This is a genomic window from Cytobacillus sp. BC1816 (assembly GCF_051353635.1).
GTDB classification, from domain to species: domain Bacteria; phylum Bacillota; class Bacilli; order Bacillales; family Cytobacillaceae; genus Cytobacillus; species Cytobacillus oceanisediminis_C.
Window position 1 is genome coordinate 3,626,097 of record NZ_CP195611.1, and the last position, 18,788, is coordinate 3,644,884.

Annotated in this window: 23 protein-coding genes and 1 riboswitch; of the genes, 9 read left to right on the forward strand and 14 right to left on the reverse strand. The window is 40.4% G+C overall.

Annotated features, from left to right (window positions below):
• Positions 1–11: 11 nt before the first annotated feature.
• The gene (ribE, locus tag ACR42H_RS18415; protein WP_436372426.1) at positions 12–665 is read right to left on the reverse strand and encodes a riboflavin synthase; all 654 of its coding nucleotides are present in this window, start codon (positions 663–665) and stop codon (positions 12–14) included.
• Positions 665–1,762, reverse strand: a complete 1,098-nt coding sequence (gene ribD, locus ACR42H_RS18420) for a bifunctional diaminohydroxyphosphoribosylaminopyrimidine deaminase/5-amino-6-(5-phosphoribosylamino)uracil reductase RibD (protein ID WP_436372429.1) — start codon at positions 1,760–1,762, stop codon at positions 665–667. The genes ribE and ribD overlap by 1 nt, the downstream gene beginning before the upstream one ends.
• A gap of 142 nt (positions 1,763–1,904) precedes the next feature.
• A riboswitch (FMN riboswitch) is annotated at positions 1,905–2,066 on the reverse strand.
• A 127-nt stretch (positions 2,067–2,193) separates the two neighbouring features.
• Between ribD and ACR42H_RS18425 the strand changes: the two genes are divergently transcribed.
• The gene (locus ACR42H_RS18425) at positions 2,194–3,015 is read left to right on the forward strand and encodes an EcsC family protein (RefSeq protein WP_113885387.1); all 822 of its coding nucleotides are present in this window, start codon (positions 2,194–2,196) and stop codon (positions 3,013–3,015) included.
• Positions 3,016–3,035: 20 nt separating this feature from the next.
• Here ACR42H_RS18425 and ACR42H_RS18430 read toward each other — a convergent pair whose 3' ends face one another.
• Together ACR42H_RS18430 and ACR42H_RS18435 are read right to left on the reverse strand one after the other, a co-directional pair.
• A complete protein-coding gene (locus tag ACR42H_RS18430) occupies positions 3,036–3,611 on the reverse strand; it encodes a TlpA disulfide reductase family protein (RefSeq protein ID WP_436372431.1) in 576 nt (191 codons plus the stop codon).
• An 89-nt stretch (positions 3,612–3,700) separates the two neighbouring features.
• A complete protein-coding gene (locus tag ACR42H_RS18435) occupies positions 3,701–4,219 on the reverse strand; it encodes a hypothetical protein (protein ID WP_436372433.1) in 519 nt (172 codons plus the stop codon).
• Between the two features lie 121 nt (positions 4,220–4,340).
• Here ACR42H_RS18435 and ACR42H_RS18440 point away from each other — a divergent pair, with 121 nt between their 5' ends.
• On the forward strand, positions 4,341–4,472 hold the full coding sequence (locus ACR42H_RS18440; protein ID WP_436372436.1) for a hypothetical protein: 132 nt from the start codon (positions 4,341–4,343) through the stop codon (positions 4,470–4,472).
• Positions 4,473–4,692: 220 nt separating this feature from the next.
• On the opposite strand, the gene ACR42H_RS18445 is transcribed toward ACR42H_RS18440, so the two are convergent.
• The 7 genes from ACR42H_RS18445 to ACR42H_RS18475 all read right to left on the reverse strand — a co-directional run bounded on the left by ACR42H_RS18445 (position 4,693) and on the right by ACR42H_RS18475 (position 10,688).
• Positions 4,693–6,033 (reverse strand): S8 family peptidase, encoded by a 1,341-nt coding sequence (locus ACR42H_RS18445; protein ID WP_113885390.1) that lies wholly within the window; start codon positions 6,031–6,033, stop codon positions 4,693–4,695.
• Positions 6,034–6,294: 261 nt separating this feature from the next.
• The gene (locus ACR42H_RS18450; protein WP_436372439.1) at positions 6,295–7,140 is read right to left on the reverse strand and encodes a patatin-like phospholipase family protein; all 846 of its coding nucleotides are present in this window, start codon (positions 7,138–7,140) and stop codon (positions 6,295–6,297) included.
• A gap of 94 nt (positions 7,141–7,234) precedes the next feature.
• Positions 7,235–8,011 (reverse strand): ABC transporter permease, encoded by a 777-nt coding sequence (locus ACR42H_RS18455; RefSeq protein WP_436372441.1) that lies wholly within the window; start codon positions 8,009–8,011, stop codon positions 7,235–7,237.
• Positions 8,008–8,913 carry an ATP-binding cassette domain-containing protein gene (locus tag ACR42H_RS18460; RefSeq protein WP_436372444.1) on the reverse strand — a complete coding sequence of 302 codons (906 nt, stop codon included), beginning with the start codon at positions 8,911–8,913 and terminating at the stop codon, positions 8,008–8,010. The genes ACR42H_RS18455 and ACR42H_RS18460 overlap by 4 nt, the downstream gene beginning before the upstream one ends.
• A 2-nt stretch (positions 8,914–8,915) precedes the next feature.
• Positions 8,916–9,113: a PLDc N-terminal domain-containing protein gene (locus tag ACR42H_RS18465; RefSeq protein ID WP_113885394.1), complete on the reverse strand. Its 198-nt coding sequence runs from the start codon at positions 9,111–9,113 to the stop codon at positions 8,916–8,918.
• 141 nt (positions 9,114–9,254) lie between these two features.
• Positions 9,255–10,256: a helix-turn-helix transcriptional regulator gene (locus ACR42H_RS18470; protein ID WP_113885395.1), complete on the reverse strand. Its 1,002-nt coding sequence runs from the start codon at positions 10,254–10,256 to the stop codon at positions 9,255–9,257.
• A gap of 93 nt (positions 10,257–10,349) precedes the next feature.
• Positions 10,350–10,688, reverse strand: coding sequence for a DUF4870 domain-containing protein (locus ACR42H_RS18475; RefSeq protein ID WP_113885396.1), 339 nt, complete (start codon positions 10,686–10,688; stop codon positions 10,350–10,352).
• A gap of 233 nt (positions 10,689–10,921) precedes the next feature.
• On the opposite strand from ACR42H_RS18475, the gene ACR42H_RS18480 reads away from it, so the two are divergent.
• The 4 genes from ACR42H_RS18480 (at position 10,922) to ACR42H_RS18495 (ending at position 14,449) form a co-directional block, all read left to right on the forward strand.
• Positions 10,922–11,701 carry an undecaprenyl-diphosphate phosphatase gene (locus ACR42H_RS18480; protein ID WP_166672415.1) on the forward strand — a complete coding sequence of 260 codons (780 nt, stop codon included), beginning with the start codon at positions 10,922–10,924 and terminating at the stop codon, positions 11,699–11,701.
• A gap of 23 nt (positions 11,702–11,724) precedes the next feature.
• Positions 11,725–12,309, forward strand: a complete 585-nt coding sequence (locus tag ACR42H_RS18485; protein WP_113885398.1) for a DedA family protein — start codon at positions 11,725–11,727, stop codon at positions 12,307–12,309.
• A 144-nt stretch (positions 12,310–12,453) separates the two neighbouring features.
• Positions 12,454–13,575 (forward strand): amidohydrolase, encoded by a 1,122-nt coding sequence (locus tag ACR42H_RS18490; protein ID WP_436372449.1) that lies wholly within the window; start codon positions 12,454–12,456, stop codon positions 13,573–13,575.
• A gap of 313 nt (positions 13,576–13,888) precedes the next feature.
• A complete protein-coding gene (locus tag ACR42H_RS18495) occupies positions 13,889–14,449 on the forward strand; it encodes a GNAT family N-acetyltransferase (protein WP_113885400.1) in 561 nt (186 codons plus the stop codon).
• Positions 14,450–14,496: 47 nt separating this feature from the next.
• Here ACR42H_RS18495 and ACR42H_RS18500 read toward each other — a convergent pair whose 3' ends face one another.
• A complete protein-coding gene (locus ACR42H_RS18500) occupies positions 14,497–14,655 on the reverse strand; it encodes a hypothetical protein (RefSeq protein WP_181782429.1) in 159 nt (52 codons plus the stop codon).
• Positions 14,656–14,886: 231 nt separating this feature from the next.
• Between ACR42H_RS18500 and ACR42H_RS18505 the strand changes: the two genes are divergently transcribed.
• Positions 14,887–16,251 (forward strand): MATE family efflux transporter, encoded by a 1,365-nt coding sequence (locus ACR42H_RS18505; RefSeq protein ID WP_436372452.1) that lies wholly within the window; start codon positions 14,887–14,889, stop codon positions 16,249–16,251.
• 43 nt (positions 16,252–16,294) lie between these two features.
• Here ACR42H_RS18505 and ACR42H_RS18510 read toward each other — a convergent pair whose 3' ends face one another.
• Entirely contained in the window at positions 16,295–17,065 is a 771-nt protein-coding gene (locus ACR42H_RS18510) for an SDR family oxidoreductase (RefSeq protein ID WP_113885402.1), read from the reverse strand.
• Positions 17,066–17,294: 229 nt separating this feature from the next.
• On the opposite strand from ACR42H_RS18510, the gene ACR42H_RS18515 reads away from it, so the two are divergent.
• Both ACR42H_RS18515 and ACR42H_RS18520 read left to right on the forward strand, forming a co-directional pair.
• Positions 17,295–17,777 carry an Hsp20/alpha crystallin family protein gene (locus ACR42H_RS18515; protein WP_113885403.1) on the forward strand — a complete coding sequence of 161 codons (483 nt, stop codon included), beginning with the start codon at positions 17,295–17,297 and terminating at the stop codon, positions 17,775–17,777.
• A 13-nt stretch (positions 17,778–17,790) separates the two neighbouring features.
• On the forward strand, positions 17,791–18,288 hold the full coding sequence (locus ACR42H_RS18520; protein ID WP_113885404.1) for an Hsp20/alpha crystallin family protein: 498 nt from the start codon (positions 17,791–17,793) through the stop codon (positions 18,286–18,288).
• On the opposite strand, the gene ACR42H_RS18525 is transcribed toward ACR42H_RS18520, so the two are convergent.
• A complete protein-coding gene (locus ACR42H_RS18525; protein WP_436372456.1) occupies positions 18,285–18,782 on the reverse strand; it encodes a GNAT family N-acetyltransferase in 498 nt (165 codons plus the stop codon). The genes ACR42H_RS18520 and ACR42H_RS18525 overlap by 4 nt on opposite strands.
• Positions 18,783–18,788: the final 6 nt, after the last annotated feature.

An 18,788-nucleotide genomic window follows, 5' to 3' on the forward strand; every position in this document is an offset into this window, starting at 1 on the left:
CTCCTTGCTAATTATATGAAGCCGTTCTCCTTAAGGAGTCGCTCAGAAATTCCTTCTTTAGGCGATGCGGTTTCCTGCTGCCTGTTCATGAAGGAATATAGATATTTGGCAAGCATATCGAACTCGAGGTTAACAATGTCTCCCGCTGCTTTGAACCCCAGTACCGTTTCACTTGCTGTGTGGGGAATGATCGAGACAGTAACAGTATTGTCTTCATTACCGAAAACAGTCAGGGAAATCCCATCCACGGCAATTGATCCTTTCATGATAAGCAAATGACTTAATGCAGGAGGCACAGATATTTTTATATAAATGGCGTTTTCACTCACTGTTTTTTTTAGAATCTGACCAGTTCCATCAATATGCCCTGTCACAAAATGCCCCCCAAAGCGGCCATTTGCCGACATCGCCCTCTCCAGGTTGACTTTTGTTCGTTCTTTAATGGCAGAAAGCGAAGTACTTTTGAATGTTTCAGGCATGACATCTGCTGAAAATTCATTTTTCGCAAATTCCGTAACTGTTAGGCACACGCCATTTACCGAAATGCTGTCCCCCAGTTGAACATCTGTTAAAACTTTGGAAGCTTGAATCGTCAGTTTCATTGCCTTGCCTTGCTGAACTACTTTTTTTACTGTCCCCAGTTCCTCAATAATTCCAGTAAACATTACTCCTTGGCCTCCCTCAGCGGTTTTGCGGTAATTCTAAGGTCTCCGCCAATCCTATCAATTTCTGTAAATTCCAGTACAGGGGCATCTTTTACATAGTCGGCACCATCCCCGCCAATAAAGGGTATCGCCTTATTGCCTCCTATAATTTTAGGAGCCATATAAAGGATTATCTGCTGAAAGAAACCGCTTTTTATAAATGAAGCATGGATTTCAGATCCGCCTTCAACAAATAAAGTCATGATGTTTCTTTCACCTAAATTTTTTAATACTTCTTTAATCGGCACCTCATTAGCAGGAAAAGAAAAAACTTCAGCATCATACTTCCTTATCTCTTCTGCCTTTGACCGATCTATATTGCAGCCGGTAAAGATTATGGTCTTTACAGACTGATCTCGAATGACATTTGCGTCAGAGGGAATTCTCAGATTTGTATCTAATACAACTCGAATGGGATTTTTTCCGCCTTGGGGCAGCCTGGCGGTTAAAAGGGGATTATCGTGAATGATCGTATTTACACCTGTAAGTATTGCGTCATGTTCATGCCGTAGCCGATGCACATCCTGCCTGGATTCTGGAGAAGTAATCCATTTGCTGTCACCGGTTTTTGCAGCTGTTTTTCCATCAAACGATGAGGCTGCTTTAAGGGTTACATATGGTGTCTTTGTTTTTATATAATGGAAAAATGGTTCGTTTAGGGCATCTGCTTCCTCCTTCAATAAGCCGGTCACCACTTCAATCCCGGCATCCTGCATTCTTTCAATTCCTTTGCCGGAAACTAAAGGATTGGGATCAGCAGAAGCAATAAAAACCCTATTAATTCCTGATTTAATTATTAAGTCTGCGCATGGCGGAGTCCTGCCAAAATGGCTGCATGGCTCCAGCGTGACATAAATATCAGCGCCTTTAGCCTTATCGCCAGCTGCAGCAATCGCATGGACTTCAGCATGGGGAGTTCCTGCTTTCAGGTGAGTACCCATCCCCAGAATTTCACCATTTTTAACTACAACCGCACCCACCTGCGGGTTAGGGCTGGTTTGGCCTTTAGTGGCCGCTGCCAGGCTGATGGCTAACTTCATATATTCCTGATGGTTCAAATTATCTGAATCCTCCTTCCCTTGCTATTTCTCCAAATTAAGTACAAAACGGCAAAACCCCGTACACCAGCTAGGTGAAACGGGGCAAAATCACATGACGAAATAAGCGTTTCAAAAAGGTTTTTTTGAACGCAGCATATAATCATTCCTTCTCCCATCCAGACTCTCACTGTCGGCTTTGGAGTTTCACCAAATCCACCGTTTTCATTAGAAAGTATCTCTGCTAATAAAACCGGGTCACGGACTAAGAGGGCTTACCCTCATCACCGCCGGTTGGGAATTTCACCCTGCCCCGAAGGAAATCCTATTCTATTATAAGAATCTTACCATGAATAGTCGGAAGATACAAAGAGAATTGTTTATGAAAGAATCGAAACTTTTGCTTAAAACTGCCGTATAGTTAATTATAGAAGAAGGAGAGGACTTTCAATATGATTGAACCAAGAGAACATCTAATAAATGAATTAAGAAAATGTGAAGAATGGGAAAAAGACCAGGGTGATTTATGGTTATGGGAGAAGCTGGGCAGACTCCCTTTTAAGCTCATTGATAGATTCACACCGGAGTTCATACAAAAAAAGGTTGGAGTGATTCTTGATGAGCTTGGCACATATATTCAATCAGGAGGAAGATATTTAAGTTCAGCTTCAGCATTAAAGAATTATTATCCCGAACAAAATATTCATACACTGCTGGATGTAGAAGCCCTGCCAATATCAAAGATGGATGAAGCCGCCGAAAAGCTAAGCTCAAATCGTAAAAGAACCGCTGCATTGCAAGGTGCGAGTACTGGGGTCGGAGGGATTTTTACCCTGACCATTGATATCCCGCTTCTCCTTGGCATTCAGCTAAAAACCCTGCAGGATATTGCGATTTGCTATGGCTTTGATCCAGCTGATAGGAATGAAAGAATGTTCATCGTCAAAATTCTGCAATTTGTTTCCAGTGACATTGTAGGAAAAAAAGCCATTCTGCAGCAGCTTTCCATGTTCGGCTCTAAAGAAGAAGGAGCAAAAAGGGAAGTCGTTTCCGAGCTTCAGGGATGGAGAGAAGTTGTGTTTTCTTACAGGGACCAAATTGGCTGGAAAAAACTTTTCCAAATGATCCCAATAGCTGGTCTGCTGTTTGGGGCTTTCATAAATCGTTCAGCCGTAAATGATATTGCCGAAGCAGGCATAATCTTATACCGAAAAAGAGTAATCGTTAATCGTCTGCAACAGAATATGATTACAGAAATAAAACCGGAGAGCTGACAATGGCTCTCCGGTTTTATTTATGGAAGCTTTTTGATCTCCTGCTCCATATACTCTTCATTTAAGGCTCCCAGGACTTTTTCTCTAATAACACCATCGGAATCAATAAAATAGCTTGTAGGATAGGCCATTATATTATAGTCAGAACCTGCTTCGCCTTTTACATCCATAGGAATTGTAAAAGTCAGCCCCAGCTCTTTTACGAATTTCTCTGCGTCACCGCTATTTTTTTCTGTGTTTGTGAGATTGACTGCAAGAATATCGAAATTTTTATCTTTATACTTATTATACAGCTTCTCCATATGCGGCATTTCCGCACGGCAAGGAGGACACCAGCTTGCCCAGAAATTCAAAAGAACTGCCTTGCCTCTAAAGTCGGAGAGTTTTACTGGGTTTCCTTCCATATCTGTCAGTTCAAAATCAGGAGCAAGGTCCCCTTTCTCCAGACCAACAGGCAAATCTTCAGGATTCTCCATTTTATCGTATTTCTGCATTTGTCCGGCTTGCTCTACTACCCCTTTTTCCTTGAGAATTGTTTTGTCAACAATAAACAGCAAAAGGACAATAACTGCGGCAGCGAATAGAAACTTTTTCATTCCAACACCTCTATACTGATATCCCTATATTTTAGCTGAACTTATCATACTATATGGGGAATATAGAATCTATAAATGTGCACTCTGTTTCAGTGATTGCGGTAAAGAAAAAGCGTCGCAAAAATGGCATAAATTCTAAGCTTTTCTTTTGATGTCAGATCCTCATCAAAAGAAAGTACAGGTGTATTGGGATCCCTGAACTGCTGCCCCCATTCAAGCGGCATCCATCCTTTCCGAAGGCGTGCTATCCTATTGGATTTCTCATCAAGAACCTGAAAATCCGTATGAAAAAATGTTCTAGAAATAGAATATCGATCACAGCCATTCTCATAAACCAGTTTGGATCCATCTTTTTTATTAATTATTGTTTCTTTACAGGAGTCTTTCGCAAACGAAATATCGACGCCCTTTTTATCGATTAGGATTGATGCCTCCAGATTATCGTTATGATCATAGATACCCAGCCTTCTTGGAAAAAGCCGGTCCAAAAAATAAGGCAAGAACCATCGAAACTTCCACATTTTCATATCCCTGATTTCACCAACCTGCCTTCCTTCCGGATCAAAGAGCACCATTCTAAGGGAAGGAGCCGGCAAAAAAGCGATCATTAAATTTGACTGGCATAACAATGAGAGAAGTGCTTGTCTGCTTTTAGTGGAATTTCTCTCCAATATCTCGGCCGCCCTTTGTTTATTCAGCAAGTGAATTTGATGGCACAGAGAACTATATATGATGAAAGGAATTAGGAAAAGAATTAAATTTGTCCGTGGAGAATCATTTATGAAAACCAAGAGAAAGAAAAATGGAGGTACAAGTGCGGCAAGGCTTGCATTTATTGAGATGTCAGCTGTTTTCCGGTAATATTGCTGGATATTCATCAGTGTGTCTCCCCCGCTATATGTATTTCTCTATATTCTATTAATTAATTTCAAAAAAATGAATTTTTGGCAGGATTTTATGAGTGTACATATCGCTGTATCTGCAGAAAGTCTGTTTGAGCTTTTCCTTAACACCTTTATTCGCTGATTTTCCTTCAAATAAAAAAGCTGACGGACACTTTCCGCCAGCTCGCTTGATGGAATTACTTTAAAGCATTAACTGCATTAATTAGCCCATGGCCAGATTGTTCGTCGTATCCAGGCTTGAAGATATCTTCTGAAGAAGATTGAATGATCTGTTTTACTTGTGCAGGAGAGATTTGGTCTTTCCCATGTTTTGCGATGATAACACCAGCCAGTGCTGCAACTTTCGGAGCGGCCATAGAAGTCCCGCCTTTATATCCATATCCACCGCCAGGGATTGTTGCTAATGCCAAATAAGTATTGTCTCTGCCAGCTCCAGTATTTGGATCATAGTTTGGTCCCAAGTCTCCGCCAGGTGCCATGACATCAATTTTGCCGACACCGTAATTGGAATAGAAAGCAAGATTCTTTAAAGCTCCTCCCGCAGATACACGAATCATCAATTGACTGCTGGGGCTTCTGTGTGTTGCACCGTTATCAGAACCTGACAGCTGTCCCGGGCTCTTTAAATCAACAGCGTTATTGCCTGCAGAACCAACTACAGTAACGCCTTTTTGAATCGCATATTTGATGGCTCTGTTAAACATTTGCACATCCGCTACGGTTTCCTTCGTTGTATACTCGGGATTCTGGAACCAGTCATAGCCGCCAAGAGACATGTTGACAACATCCACATTGTCGTCCGCAGCCGTCATTAAAGCTTCGGCGATATGGGAAGTCGCTGCGCCGCCATCAGGGCCGAATACACGGTATGCTGCTACCTTCAAGTCAGGTCCGACACCCATAGTTCTTCCTTTCGCTGCGATGGAACCTGCAACATGGGTTCCATGGCTGTTTTCATCCATTGGATCTGGGTAGCCGGGAACAAAGGATTTACCATATGCGTAATTTTCTTTTAAATCTGGATGATTATAGTCAATACCTGTATCGATTACACCAACAACGATGTCTTTACCGTCAGCTGCTTTTCCAGTTCCTCCTGGAAGATTCCATGACGCACCATTATTTGTTACTTGTTTGATATCCCATTGCAGATTGTTGTATAGATCTGCATTATCTAATGGAAGATCTGCATCTACTGCAGGAGATTCGGGATAAATAACATTTTCAGCGCCAGCTGACAATACCAAGGAAGACTTCCGGATTTCATTAAGAAAATTAGGATTTGCCGATGAAACCTCAACAGCTCCTAATTTTTCGAGCTTATTCTCTAGTTGTCCTCCAGATTTTCTCAATAGGTCTGTATAGCCTGCAGGAAGCTTTCCTTCATCTTTAAAAACGACTAAATAACTCTTTTCAACTGTTTGGGCTTGTCCAATGCTGACAGAACCCGCAAAAACAGCTGAGGCACATAATGCCAAACTTAATGTACCCGTAACGATGCCCTTCTTAATATTCATTTTTTATAGAGACCCCCTTATATTTTCTAATTTTCATTATATTCAAAATAGGGAGATCGACCAATCTTTGTATTTCGACATACTTCTTCGTCATTTTGCAGAAAACAATACTAAAGACTCATATATACTTTTCATATTTTAAGTTTGCCTGGGTCTATTTACTTGATACTCAATCCAAAACTTTGTTTATTCCTTGTCAGCCCTGTCGAAAAGACTAGACTATTTCCTTAAGAAAATTCCATCTTATTAGATACGGTTTGGCTAAAATTGATTGATTCTCTCAAAGGATTTTCTTGCATCTTCATATCCTTGCAAATATAACTTTTCCAATTTTTGAGGATTCCGTTCCATCCGTCCCACTGTTAATGGCTCCTGCGGCTGGATGACAAGAACTGTCCCTTTCTTCTCTTCCTGTTCAACATAACGGAGGGTCTCATTATAGGTCCGGTAGCGTTCCTCCAATGCTTTCTGAAGCCCAGTGTATTGCGGATATTTCCTTTTGACCATAAAAGTAAATTTAGATGGCTTTTTGGAATACCCCCTGTTTCTTGTCAAGATTACTATATTTTTTTTGAATCCATCTTGCTGGGCTTTTTTGATTGGTATAGGGTCGCTGATTCCGCCATCAAGGAGGACCCGGCTATTAAAGTCTACCTCCGGAGCAATAAAAGGCAAGGAACTGGATGCTTTTAAAACCTTAAGCATATCTTTGCCATAATCCTTCTTATTGAAATACACCGGTTTACCTGTATGACAATCAGTTGTTCCAATGACAAACTCAGACTTATTTTTATAAAACTCATCATAGTGATATGGGACAAGCTTATTCGGTATTTCATCAAAAATAAAATCCATCCCGAAAAACTGACGGGATTTAAAGTAATTCCGCCATGAGATATATCGGGAATCTGTAACATAATCCACATTCACAATTCTATTCCTGCCCTTTTGCTTGGACAAGTAAGAAGCTGCATTGCATGCCCCTGCAGAAACTCCAATTACATAAGGAAAGAAGAGGTCCTGCTCAAGAAAATATTCGAGAACCCCCGCTGTGTATACTCCTCGCATTCCTCCGCCTTCTAGCACAAGACCCGCTTCCCTGATCACCGCTCATCTTCCTTTCATTCTTTTAATGCTATACTACCAAAATATTAACCTCCCATATACAAATATGCCCAAAAAGAAAGAACATGCCATGAATTCAGGCAAGTTCCCTTCTTTTAAAGATAGCAATTGATGCAAGCAGGGAAAGCATGATCATGATTACAGAAACAATAATGCTCGGCAGCAATTCATCTGGGAGATTACTGCCCATGATAAAAGCATTCGCATAAGCAGACAGCAGCGCCGGGCTCCACTCCAGCAGGTGAGGGAGCGAACTGCTCAATATGCTTAATATGACAATGATGCCAATAGAAATAAATCCGACTGCTCCAGGCGATTTCATAAAGGTATTGAACAATATTACTACAGTTACTATAAGGGTAAGCCAGATACCGTTAACAAAGAAGGACTGGAGAAAATCCATAAAAGAAATAAATTCAAACAATACACCTACATAATACCAGGAGAGGAAATAACTCAAAAAATATGAAATCCAAATGAGAATCATAGAACTAGCCCACTTCGCCGTTACAAACCACGCATATGAAACAGGTTTTACCAGTATAAGCCCCGCCACACCGCTTTTCCTTTCTCCAGCAATAGTCCCCATTGTAATTAATACAATAATAAGCACACCAAACGTATTGAACTGGCTGAGACTGGCAGCAAGCGCCTCACCTGCTGATGGGACAGGAAGCTCGATGACCGCCCCTTCCGGCAGCCCTCCAAGAGAATCAATAATCTGAGGCATATAATATAATGTCAGCGGCTCTTTTACAGCTATCATAATAAAAGTAAGCGGCACCCATATCCATTTGAAATTTCTGGACATTTCAAGCATTTCTTTTTTAAATAAAGTCATCCATTGATTCATTTTTGCACCACCTTCATGAAGACATCCTCCAGCCTCGTTCTGCTGATTTCAAACTTAACCAGCGGCAAGTTCCTTTTCATAATCTCAGTTAAGAATAGTTCTCTAGCATATTCTATATCCTCTACAAAAAAGCTCGCATACTCTCCATCCAATTTCATTGAAGAAACGGGCTGAAGCAGAGATAATTCTTCTGCATATTGCAGTGTATTCTCCTTAAAAGCCAAGTCAATCTTTGCCTGCTGATGTTTAGTTCTCAGGCCTGTCAATGTCCCTGATTCAACTAGTTCACCATTATGGAGAAATAGTATTTCATCACAAATCTCTTCTGCATCATTTAGTATATGAGTTGAAAATAGGATAGCTGATTCTTTTTTCAGCTTATCCATCAGCTCCAGCACTTCTCTGCGTCCAAATGGGTCGAGCGCAGAAACCGGTTCATCAAGCATTACGAGCTTCGGACGGTGGATTATAGCCTGTGCAATGCCAAGCCGCTGCTTCATGCCTCCTGAATATTTTCCAATCCGCCGATTCTTAGCTTCAGCTATACCGGTAAGTTCAAGAAGCTCTTTTGCTCTGTCTTTGGCTTCTGATTTCGGAAGTCCGGCAAGCTGGCCTGCATATTCGAGAAACTCGTTGCCTGTCATCCATTCATAAAAAACAGGAAATTGAGGCAGATAGCCTATTAATCTTCGGAAATCTGCTTTTTCTGCCCCTTCAAACACGATCGAACCGGAATCTGGCTTCACCAGGCCTGCAAGCATTTTTAATGTAGTTGTTTTTCCTGCCCCGTTTGCTCCCAGAAGGGCAATACATTTTCTTTCAGATAATTGGAAGTCCAGACCTTTTATTACTTCCTGGTCCTGGAACTGCTTTTTTATGTTTATTATGTTTACAACTGGCATTATCAGCTTCTCCTTCCGAAAATAAAGTAAATAATTGGCCCCAGCAGGTTTATAAATAAAACGATGAGAGCCCATACCCATTTTGGCCCATTTGCTTTTTCTATTTTTACTAAATCAATAATGGCAACAGCCACTAAAATAAGCTGAATGATGACTATAGGTGCAAGAATTGCCCAGTTAATGCTCTCTAAAAATTCCATTTTGTTGTCCTCCCTGATTTGTTATGTCATTCATATGACGTGCAAGTTCATAAAACGTTCACTGGGAATTCAATTGTTTTTAAACAAAAAAAAACACCCCAATTATGGAGCGCTTTAAAGTTTAATAGAATAAGGAAGAGGTTAATCTGTTTCTTTTTCATAAACAGACATCATATTGCTGATTTCGTTTGTTACTTGATCAATGAGTGAGGACGGCGAGAGTACCTTCGCCTGGTTACCCCAGTTGAGGAGCCATTTGACTAGACCATCACTCACAATGGCTTTTGCTGTTAATACGAAATGGTTTTCATCAAGCTTTCTTATGTCTGCATCCCGCCCGAATTTATCAATGATCACGTTGATCAGATCGTTATGGAACCGGATTTTTATCCACTCTTCAGAGCCGGCATACATATGAAAGGTTGAGCTCACATACCTGGATACATCAAAGGGTTCATATGCGAACTGTTCTTCCGTTATATTTACATTGCGCAGACGGTCAATCCGGTAATGGCGGATTTCCTCTTTAGCAAAGTAATAGGCTATTAAATAATAAAAATCATTTACCCAGGTGAGCGCCAGCGGCTTGACCCTGTATTGCCCTCCATTGTGGCTTAAAACAAATTCCTTGTTAAGATTATATCTTCCATATTGAAATGTGACGATTCTCCGCTCGGAAATGGCTTCATGCAAATCATTGATAGCCAGCCGAACCAGTTTGCTTTCACTTTTTACAGAGGAATCGATCAAAATTTCATTATGCAGCTTTTTGGCATGATGACTGCTTGTCAGCTTTTTAATTTTCCGGATCAGCTGTTTCGTCTCATCTTTCGTGATGAAGCGTGCAGAAGCAACGGCATCAATCAGCATACGCAATTCATAAAGCTCGAATAGACGGTATTGATGGCTGTAGAACTTCGGCATTCCCTCTTTTTCCTGGTTGATGGTAATATCGAATTTTGCTTCAATCAGGTGCTCAATATCGTCCCTCAGTGAGTTTTTGTTTAATTTCACATCCGGTCCATATTCCTTTTTAAAGCGTTCAGTTATATCGTCAAGTGTATATTCATTTTCTTCATCAGTCTGCTCTCTTAGAATCTCCATAAGCTTGAGCATCCTTTGTTTGTTATCAAGTCTATTCATTACTTCACCCCGTGTACTTTATAACTAAAAGCTCTGCAGAATTAATTATCCATGAAAAAAAGCCCAGTGGCAACGGCCCTGGGCTCTGTTTCATTACTTTAAAATCCTGAAAACTAGTGGTATTCTGTACTCCTTGCCTTCATACGCTTTAACAGCAGCTACTATCGTGAAGATGAAAGCAAGGATTCCCACGATCCAAATAGTAATCACTCCAATTAAGATGATCATGAGCACAACACTGATGACACTGTAAATCGTATAGGAAATTAAAAAATTCAAATATTCCTTGCCATGATAATCCACAAACTCCGAGTCATTCTTTTTTAAGAGCCAAATGACCAGCGGTCCGATAAAAGTTGTAAAAAAGCTGGTTACATAGATGGCTGCTGCTAAAAGCCTTTCATCATTGGAAGGCACTTTATAATCATTCATTCTGTTTCCTCCTAATAATACTCAAATATATATTATGATTTCTTCTATATTATTTACGTTATTCGTTTTAAAAGGTTTCATGTATTTTTTAATTTTTGCATCCTTCCCTAAAATCCGTAAAACCTTAATTTCAAGTTCTTGATTAGGACAACTTGAATACAAATGTTAGAGACAGGCATTGCGCCATGACTTTGCCTAATTTTTTACCTGCTTAGGAAGGTGATATATAGATGATGTCAAAGCTGGAGGCTTTCATTCTGGGAATCATACAGGGGCTTACCGAGTTCCTGCCTATATCCAGTACAGGACATTTATATTTGGGGAGACATCTATTTGGGCTTGATGAGGCAGGCCTCTTCCTAGATACAATGCTGCATATAGGAACTTTACTGGCAGTCCTTGTCGTATACAAAAATGAATTGCTTCAAATTGTAAAGAAGCCATTTGGCAAGCTATCTATCCTTCTGATAGTCGGAACGATTCCAGCTGTAATTGTTGGGCTGCTGCTGAGTGACATGTTTGATTCAATTTCAAAATCCGGGGTTACAATCGGCTGGGAATTTCTATTTACGGGGTTCATACTCTGGATTGCTGATGGTGCTAAGAAAGGTGCAAAAAAGATGGACAGCATCACGTATGGAGATGCCCTGTTTATCGGCACCTTTCAGGCAGCAGCCATCTTTCCAGCAGTCTCCAGATCCGGATTAACCATTGCAGCAGGCCTCTTTAGAAAGCTCGACAGGGAAACAGCTGCATATTTTTCCTTTCTGCTGTCCATTCCAGCCATCGCAGGCGGCATTGTTATGCAATTTGGGGAATTGATGTCCGGTCACACAGAAGCCATAACCCTTGGAAGTATGTTAATGGCAACTTTGTCTTCAGCACTCTTTGGCTATGCAGCAGTCGTTTGGATGATTAATTTTCTGAAACGAAAATCCTTAAAGATATTTGCTGTATACGTTTGGATATTAGGGTTCACCATTATATTCCTGCAAATGACCGGGATTTTTTAAACTTCTAATGGGGAGGTATCAGAATGGAAGAGATTATTGCCAGCATTTTTGAAATACTTTCCCAGCTGGGTTATGCCGGCATTGCACTTGGTTTAATGGTTGAGGTGATACCAAGCGAAATTGTCCTGAGCTACGGCGGCTTTTTAGTCAGCACCGGAGACATCCATTTTACAGGTGCCTTGTTTGCGGGGATTGCAGGCGGAACATTAGCTCAGCTGTTTCTTTACTGGCTTGGCGCGTACGGAGGAAGACCTGTTCTTGATAAATATGGGAAATATTTACTTATTCAAAAAAAGCATTTAGATGCATCAGAGAAATGGTTTGAAAAGTATGGAACCGGGGTGATCTTTACGGCAAGATTTATTCCTGTCATACGTCATGCCATATCCATCCCTGCGGGAATAGCCAAAATGCCATTATCAGTCTTTACAGTATATACAATAGCAGCCATGGTGCCATGGACGGTTCTCTTTTTATTATTGGGAATGGAACTCGGTGACCACTGGAGAGACATCAAAGAATATGCAAAACCATTTATATTGCCGATCATAGTCATCGCGATGGGTTCGGGAGTGTTCTATTTTTTTTACAAAACGCGGAAAAGTTAACATAACTTAGATCAGTTTATTACTCAAAAGTGTAGAATAATCATTTTACACTTTTTTATTTGTTCAATCAGAAAATGTTCACCCTTTCTTTTCATTTTTGTAAAATAAAGCAAATACTACAGGATTAAAGGACGAGACCATGAGATGAAAACTTTATTAAAAAACGCATTCATTTACCCTGTTGCTTTCCCTGCTTTTCATGGGGATGTCTTAGTAGAGAACGGAAAGATATTAAAGACAGGCAAGAACTTAAAGTCTGATTCAAATGTAAAAATTATTGACTGCCATAGCCATCACCTGCTTCCGGGCTTCATAGATGTTCATACTCATTTGGGCCTGTATGATGAAGGCACCGGATGGGCAGGCAATGATGCCAACGAAACAATTGAACCGCTAAGCCCGCACATTCGAGCGATGGATGGAGTATATCCTCTTGATCCGGCTTTTACTGATGCTGTGAAATATGGCATCACAACTGCCCATATCATGCCAGGCAGCGCCAATGTAATTGGGGGAACTACTTCTGTTATTAAGACTGCAGGGAAAAATATCAGCAAAATGATTATCCAGGAAACAGCCGGACTTAAGATTGCCCTTGGAGAAAATCCAAAACGGATTCACAGCCATGGCAACAAGGATTCAATTACAAGAATGGGGATAATGGGAATGCTGAGGGAAGCCTTTTATGAGGCTTTACAGTGCGATAACCCTGATTCTTTAAGGTTCGCACCGCTTGTAAAAGCACTTAAAAGAGAAATTCCCGTCAGGATCCACGCGCATCGGGCAGATGATATCATTTCTGCTATCCGCTTTGCAGAAGAATTCAATCTGGATCTTCGGATCGAACATTGTACAGAGGGCCATTTAATTGCGGACGAATTGGAAGGGCTGAATTTAAAGGTATCAGTCGGGCCCACTTTAACAAGAAGGTCCAAAGTGGAGCTAAAAAACAAAACCTGGAAAACGTATCAGCAGCTGACACAGCATGGTGTTGAAGTTTCCATCACTACAGATCATCCTTATACACCTGTGCAGTATTTAAATATGTGTGCAGCTATTGCAGTCCGGGAAGGCCTATCCGAACAAAAGGCCTTAGAAGGAATCACCATTCTGCCGGCAAAAAACCTCAGGATCGATAATCGGCTTGGGAGCATCGAGGAAGGAAAAGATGCCGATTTAGTTTTGTGGAACCATCACCCATTTCACTTTCTTTCCAAGCCGAAATGGACAATGATAGGCGGAAATTTTGTGTTCAGGGAATCGTGAAACCGTGTCGAATATCGCTGGTGTAATTTGACATAAAATCGCAAAAAAAATAATCAAAAAACCTATTTCCTTTTTGATTTTTTTTTAGTATTATACCTAAAGTGAAGTGAAAATTTTGCTTCTTTATGACAGACAATCTAATATCGGAAACGATAGTAATAGGGAAGGCAAATGGTGCGCCACCAGTTATCTGGTTCTAGTGGGTTCGATTCCCACCCCGAAATTTTTTAGCAGCATAATAAAAAATTTCGAGGGTGGACCGATGGCTCTATTTGGCATGGAGTAGGACTGCCCTCAATTGGAGGGATATCCTATGCTCAAGAAACGTGATCTTCACGACTGCCATGCTTTATTTGATTTAATGACGCACCCTGATGTCTTCCCTTTTGTTCGCCAAAAAGCCAATTGTTATGATGAGTTTATGTTTATTACAAAGCAGACAATCGAAGCAGAAGAACGCTGTGAATTGATTTCACGCACAATTCTTGATGAATGGGGCACTCCGATTGGGACGATCAATTTGTATGACATCCAGGACAATGCCGGCTTCTTAGGAACATGGCTTGGCAAGCCCTATCATGGCAAGGGCTATAACAAATTAGCAAAAGATGCTTTCTTTGAAGAGCTCTTTTTTGAAACCGGCATTGAAACAATCTTTATGCGGATCCGCAAGGAAAATATCCGCTCGCAAAAAGCTGCAGAAAAGCTGCCTTATGTCATTCTTGCAAATGAAACGAGAAAGTCTGTTTATGATCAGCTGAATGCCAATGGAGATATTTACAATTTATATGAGATCCCAAAAGATCTATACAATCTTCATGTAATGCGTCATGGAGCAGCAGTCCAAGAATCGTCCCAATTACTGGAGGCTTAATAATAACGCAAAGCACTTGCATACAGGCAAGTGCTTTTTATATTCTTTCAATTGATAATATTGGATTCCGGTTCATCTGTTTTTTCTCTTATTCCGTACTGGGACAGCAATTCTTCCAGCTCTTCATTTGTAAGTGTTTCAAAATGCCCGTCCACGAATGAAACTTGAGTCTGATTTGGATTAATCCTATTTATATTGAAGCTCATCATTCTGCCTCCTTTAGTCGAGTTTTGAAAATGGCTGCTTTAATATTTATACTCGCCGATGGAAGGATTTTTATTCCCGTTATTCAAAAGTTCACATAATTGAAACACTTCGTTGTATCGATTTGTTCAGATTACTGTATCTGTTTTTTCCAGGATGAAGGCCTGCTTTGCACCGGCCTCTCTTTAGTATGATATAATTCTCTAGTCACTTTAAAGAAAGAGGAAAGTATCATGAATCAGACATACAGCAAAAAACAAAAGCTGCAACAGCTGCTGGTGATTTTAATTCCAATACTAGTAACCCAGCTGGCGATGTACTCCATGACATTTATTGATACCTTAATGACCGGCCGCTATAATTCACAGGACCTGGCAGGCGTAGCGATTGGATCCTCACTTTGGGTTCCCGTGTTCACCGGTCTTAGCGGCATACTCCTTGCTGTTACACCGATCGTGTCCCACTTGGTGGGAGCAAAGAAACAGAGTAAAGAAGTTTCATTTTCTGTCATTCAGGGTGTTTATCTATCCATCATTATGGCCGTCCTTGTATTTGCCGGAGGAGCACTCTCCTTAAACCCAATCTTAAGTGGAATGAATCTCGAAAACAGGGTCCATGACACAGCTTTCAACTACCTTGCAGCCTTAAGCACTGGATTGATTCCCCTGTTTGTCTACAATGTATTAAGGTCGTTTATTGACGCTCTTGGTAAGACTAGGGTGAGTATGATTATTACTCTTCTTTCACTGCCGATCAATGCTGTGTTTAACTATATGCTTATATATGGCAAATGGGGACTTCCGGAACTCGGAGGAGCAGGTGCAGGTTATGCTTCTTCTATTACTTACTGGCTGATCATGCTTATTTCATTTTTTATTATTCATAAAAATTCTCCATTCTCGAATTATGGAGTTTTCAGGAATTTGCATGCCGTTTCAATCAGCAAATGGAAAGAAATTCTAATAATTGGCATCCCGATTGGCTTATCGATTTTTTTCGAAACAAGCATTTTCTCAGCAGTTACTTTATTAATGAGTACATTCGAAACAGCCGTTATCGCCGCTCATCAGATTGCCCTCAATTTTGCATCGCTTCTTTATATGATACCGCTCAGCATCTCAATGGCATTAACAATTGTAATAGGATTTGAATCAGGAGCTGCACGTTATAATGATGCTAAAGAGTACAGCTGGATCGGAGTAGGCATTGCCGTAATTATGGCATTAATTTGTGCAGCCATCCTTTTGGCTTTTCCAAAAGAAGTTGCATCTATTTATACAAAAGACAGCGATGTATTAAAATTGACGGCCAATTTTTTAATCTATGCCATGTTCTTTCAGCTTTCAGATGCTATTCAGGCACCTGTCCAGGGAGCGTTAAGGGGGTATAAGGACGTAAACGTCACCTTTATTATGTCACTTATTTCTTATTGGATTATCGGACTGCCCTTTGGCTATTATCTAGCCAATCATACAAACTGGGGGGCATATGGTTATTGGATCGGCTTAATTACAGGACTTGCAGCTGGCGCCATTACTTTAACAGGCAGGCTGATTTATCTTCAAAACAAAAAATACCCAGCATCCATGAAAGTTTAAAAAATGGCAGAAGAATTTCGTTCTTCTGCCATTTATAAGTTTATTACTGGAATATTTTTCCGAGAACGTCTTTGCCCCCTGTAACCGGGATAATACTGCCTGTAATAAAATCGGATTTTTTATCGGTCAGAAAGCTGATTACTCGGGCAATATCCTCACCTGTTCCCGGTCTTCCGACTGGTGAGGCATTTTCCTGAACCTCTGCAGCTTCTTCAATTTTCTTTTCCTTCCATTCACCGACGATATCTCCTGGACAAACCATATTCGCGGTAATTCCATTCCTGGCCTCTTCAAGTGCAATGGATTTCGTCAAAGACGCAGCACCCGTTTTCGCAGCCGCAAAAGCGGAGCGGTATATCCAGCCGGAAGCTGACTCTACACGATCAAAGCCAATTGTAATAATCCTTCCCCATCCAGCTTCACGCATTTTCGGGATAAACAGCTTGGATAAATAAAATACTGCATTTAAATTACCATTAATCAGATAATTCCATTGTTCGAAGGTATATTCCATCATCTCTATTCTTTCATGCACGTAAGGGCCTGCATTATGAATGACTATATCGATTACTGGGAATTCATTAAAAGCAGCTTCTGACATCTTCACACATTCTGCCGGTATTGAAATATCTCCCTGTAAAGCAATATTTTTAGTTCCATATTTTTTGGTCAGTTCCCGGCATAATGAGACAGCTTCCTTTTGACTGCTACGGTAATTGATCACCAGATCGATGCCTTTTTCGGCAAGCACATACGCCGTTCTTTTCCCGATCCCTGTTGCTCCTCCCGTTATTAAAGCTGCTTTATTTCTCACAAAATTACCCCTCAGTACTTAATAATTTTTATATACATCAATACCAATATACTAGTAATTACAGTGTATTAATGCAAATAATAAGAAACTTTTTTCACCTTCGGCTACAGGGGCTGTGCAAATCTTAAAGATCCTTTATTAACGGATAGGCGTTTTTCCGCATAGAATATATGACATAGTGAAGAATCATTAGTCTTACCGGCAGTTTAGCATGGAAAGGATGAGAAGGATGTTTCCATGGAACCTTTTTCCATTTAATAAAGATATGAAAAATCCTCCCCATCAAATGAAACCGGAGGATATTGATAAATATGTCCGAAATATCATGGGGCAAATGTTTCCTCAAAATATGCAGGAAATGAGCGGAACACCAGATTTTATGAAAGGCTTTAATACAGCAGCTACTGGAACTAATCACCAGCCACATTCTTCACCGCTGAATGCATCGGTCTTTGAAACACATGATTATGTTTTTGTGAGATTCCCCATCAAAAACGAGGACTGGTTAAAAGAAATGAAACTTTACCACACATCCAACCAAATGATTATTGAACATATTCCTGAAAAAGACGATAAGCATATCCTAACCCTCCCTGCTATTGTCAGAAAGAAAGGATCATCAGCCAGCTGCAAAGAGGGGTATATGGAGATAAAAATACCTAAAAACGTTGATATGCAATTTTCGGAAATTGATGTAACGGAAATATTATAAAGGGGGCATCTTAATGGAGCTGGAAAAATGGAAAGATTTAATAAAAATGTCCTCCCAGTATCAAAACCAGGATTTCTGGGACACCTTTATATCGTCTGAGAAATCCAGTCACAATAAAAAACATTCCTTTTCAGGACTGGAACAGGAAAAAATCAATCGTTTTCTATCTAATCAGGATATTTATCCGCGATGTGACATGTATGAGTGCAATGGGGATATCAAAATTGAAGCAGAGCTCCCCGGAGTATGCAAAAATGACATAAAAGTATCTCTCATACGAAATGAACTAATTATCAAAGGAAAATGTTCTTCATTTCATCAGCACTTGCGCTATTTTCTGAAAGAAAGACATAGCAGGTCCTTTGAAAAAGTGCTGACCCTCCCTATGCCCGTTGATAAATATTCAATCGAAACGTCATTCGAAAATGGGATACTTTCCATTTCTCTCCCCATCTTACTTCAAGAGGAAGAAAAAATACCCATTTTTGTAAAGAGTGAAGAAAAGCCTTAATCCAGCAGTTTATCATAACAATAAAAAGGGTTGTCCCGATCCATGAAGATTGTACCTGCTTTGACATATCCGTTTTTTTCAAATAATCTTTGAGCCTTTGTATTCAGCGAGTATGTATCGGTTCTCATATACGGAATCCCTTTACTGACTGCATGTTCTTCAGCAAAAATAATTAACTTGCTCGCAATTCCCTCACCTCTGATCTCTGGATCTACTGCCAGACGGTGAAATACAAAACACGGCTCATCTTTTCTCCAAGAGGCACTTTTATATTCCTCAGCCTGAGTTTGATCGACAGTAATGGAACCTGCAACTTTTCCATCAAAAATGGCCGTGTGCAAATTGCCTGCTTCAATATCAGCTAAAAAGTCCTGATCCTGGGGATAAGTCCGGTTCCATTGGTCATTTCCCTCGGATGCCATAATGTTAACAGTCTGCTGGACGATGTCCATAATTTTTTTCAAATCTTCTTTTGTTCCTTTTCTAATATCCATTCAAAT

Bases quoted from the DNA above. Each gene is read 5' to 3' on its own strand.
- ribE (WP_436372426.1), bottom strand. From the start codon at position 665: ATGTTTACTGGAATTATTGAGGAACTGGGGACAGTAAAAAAAGTAGTT.
- ACR42H_RS18425 (WP_113885387.1), top strand. From the start codon at position 2,194: ATGATTGAACCAAGAGAACATCTAATAAATGAATTAAGAAAATGTGAA.
- ACR42H_RS18430 (WP_436372431.1), bottom strand. From the start codon at position 3,611: ATGAAAAAGTTTCTATTCGCTGCCGCAGTTATTGTCCTTTTGCTGTTT.
- ACR42H_RS18435 (WP_436372433.1), bottom strand. From the start codon at position 4,219: ATGATCGCTTTTTTGCCGGCTCCTTCCCTTAGAATGGTGCTCTTTGAT.
- ACR42H_RS18440 (WP_436372436.1), top strand. From the start codon at position 4,341: ATGATGAAAGGAATTAGGAAAAGAATTAAATTTGTCCGTGGAGAATCA.
- ACR42H_RS18445 (WP_113885390.1), bottom strand. From the start codon at position 6,033: ATGAATATTAAGAAGGGCATCGTTACGGGTACATTAAGTTTGGCATTA.
- ACR42H_RS18455 (WP_436372441.1), bottom strand. From the start codon at position 8,011: ATGAATCAATGGATGACTTTATTTAAAAAAGAAATGCTTGAAATGTCC.
- ACR42H_RS18460 (WP_436372444.1), bottom strand. From the start codon at position 8,913: ATGCCAGTTGTAAACATAATAAACATAAAAAAGCAGTTCCAGGACCAG.
- ACR42H_RS18465 (WP_113885394.1), bottom strand. From the start codon at position 9,113: ATGGAATTTTTAGAGAGCATTAACTGGGCAATTCTTGCACCTATAGTC.
- ACR42H_RS18470 (WP_113885395.1), bottom strand. From the start codon at position 10,256: ATGAATAGACTTGATAACAAACAAAGGATGCTCAAGCTTATGGAGATT.
- ACR42H_RS18475 (WP_113885396.1), bottom strand. From the start codon at position 10,688: ATGAATGATTATAAAGTGCCTTCCAATGATGAAAGGCTTTTAGCAGCA.
- ACR42H_RS18480 (WP_166672415.1), top strand. From the start codon at position 10,922: ATGTCAAAGCTGGAGGCTTTCATTCTGGGAATCATACAGGGGCTTACC.
- ACR42H_RS18485 (WP_113885398.1), top strand. From the start codon at position 11,725: ATGGAAGAGATTATTGCCAGCATTTTTGAAATACTTTCCCAGCTGGGT.
- ACR42H_RS18490 (WP_436372449.1), top strand. From the start codon at position 12,454: ATGAAAACTTTATTAAAAAACGCATTCATTTACCCTGTTGCTTTCCCT.
- ACR42H_RS18495 (WP_113885400.1), top strand. From the start codon at position 13,889: ATGCTCAAGAAACGTGATCTTCACGACTGCCATGCTTTATTTGATTTA.
- ACR42H_RS18500 (WP_181782429.1), bottom strand. From the start codon at position 14,655: ATGAGCTTCAATATAAATAGGATTAATCCAAATCAGACTCAAGTTTCA.
- ACR42H_RS18505 (WP_436372452.1), top strand. From the start codon at position 14,887: ATGAATCAGACATACAGCAAAAAACAAAAGCTGCAACAGCTGCTGGTG.
- ACR42H_RS18515 (WP_113885403.1), top strand. From the start codon at position 17,295: ATGTTTCCATGGAACCTTTTTCCATTTAATAAAGATATGAAAAATCCT.
- ACR42H_RS18520 (WP_113885404.1), top strand. From the start codon at position 17,791: ATGGAGCTGGAAAAATGGAAAGATTTAATAAAAATGTCCTCCCAGTAT.
- ACR42H_RS18525 (WP_436372456.1), bottom strand. From the start codon at position 18,782: ATGGATATTAGAAAAGGAACAAAAGAAGATTTGAAAAAAATTATGGAC.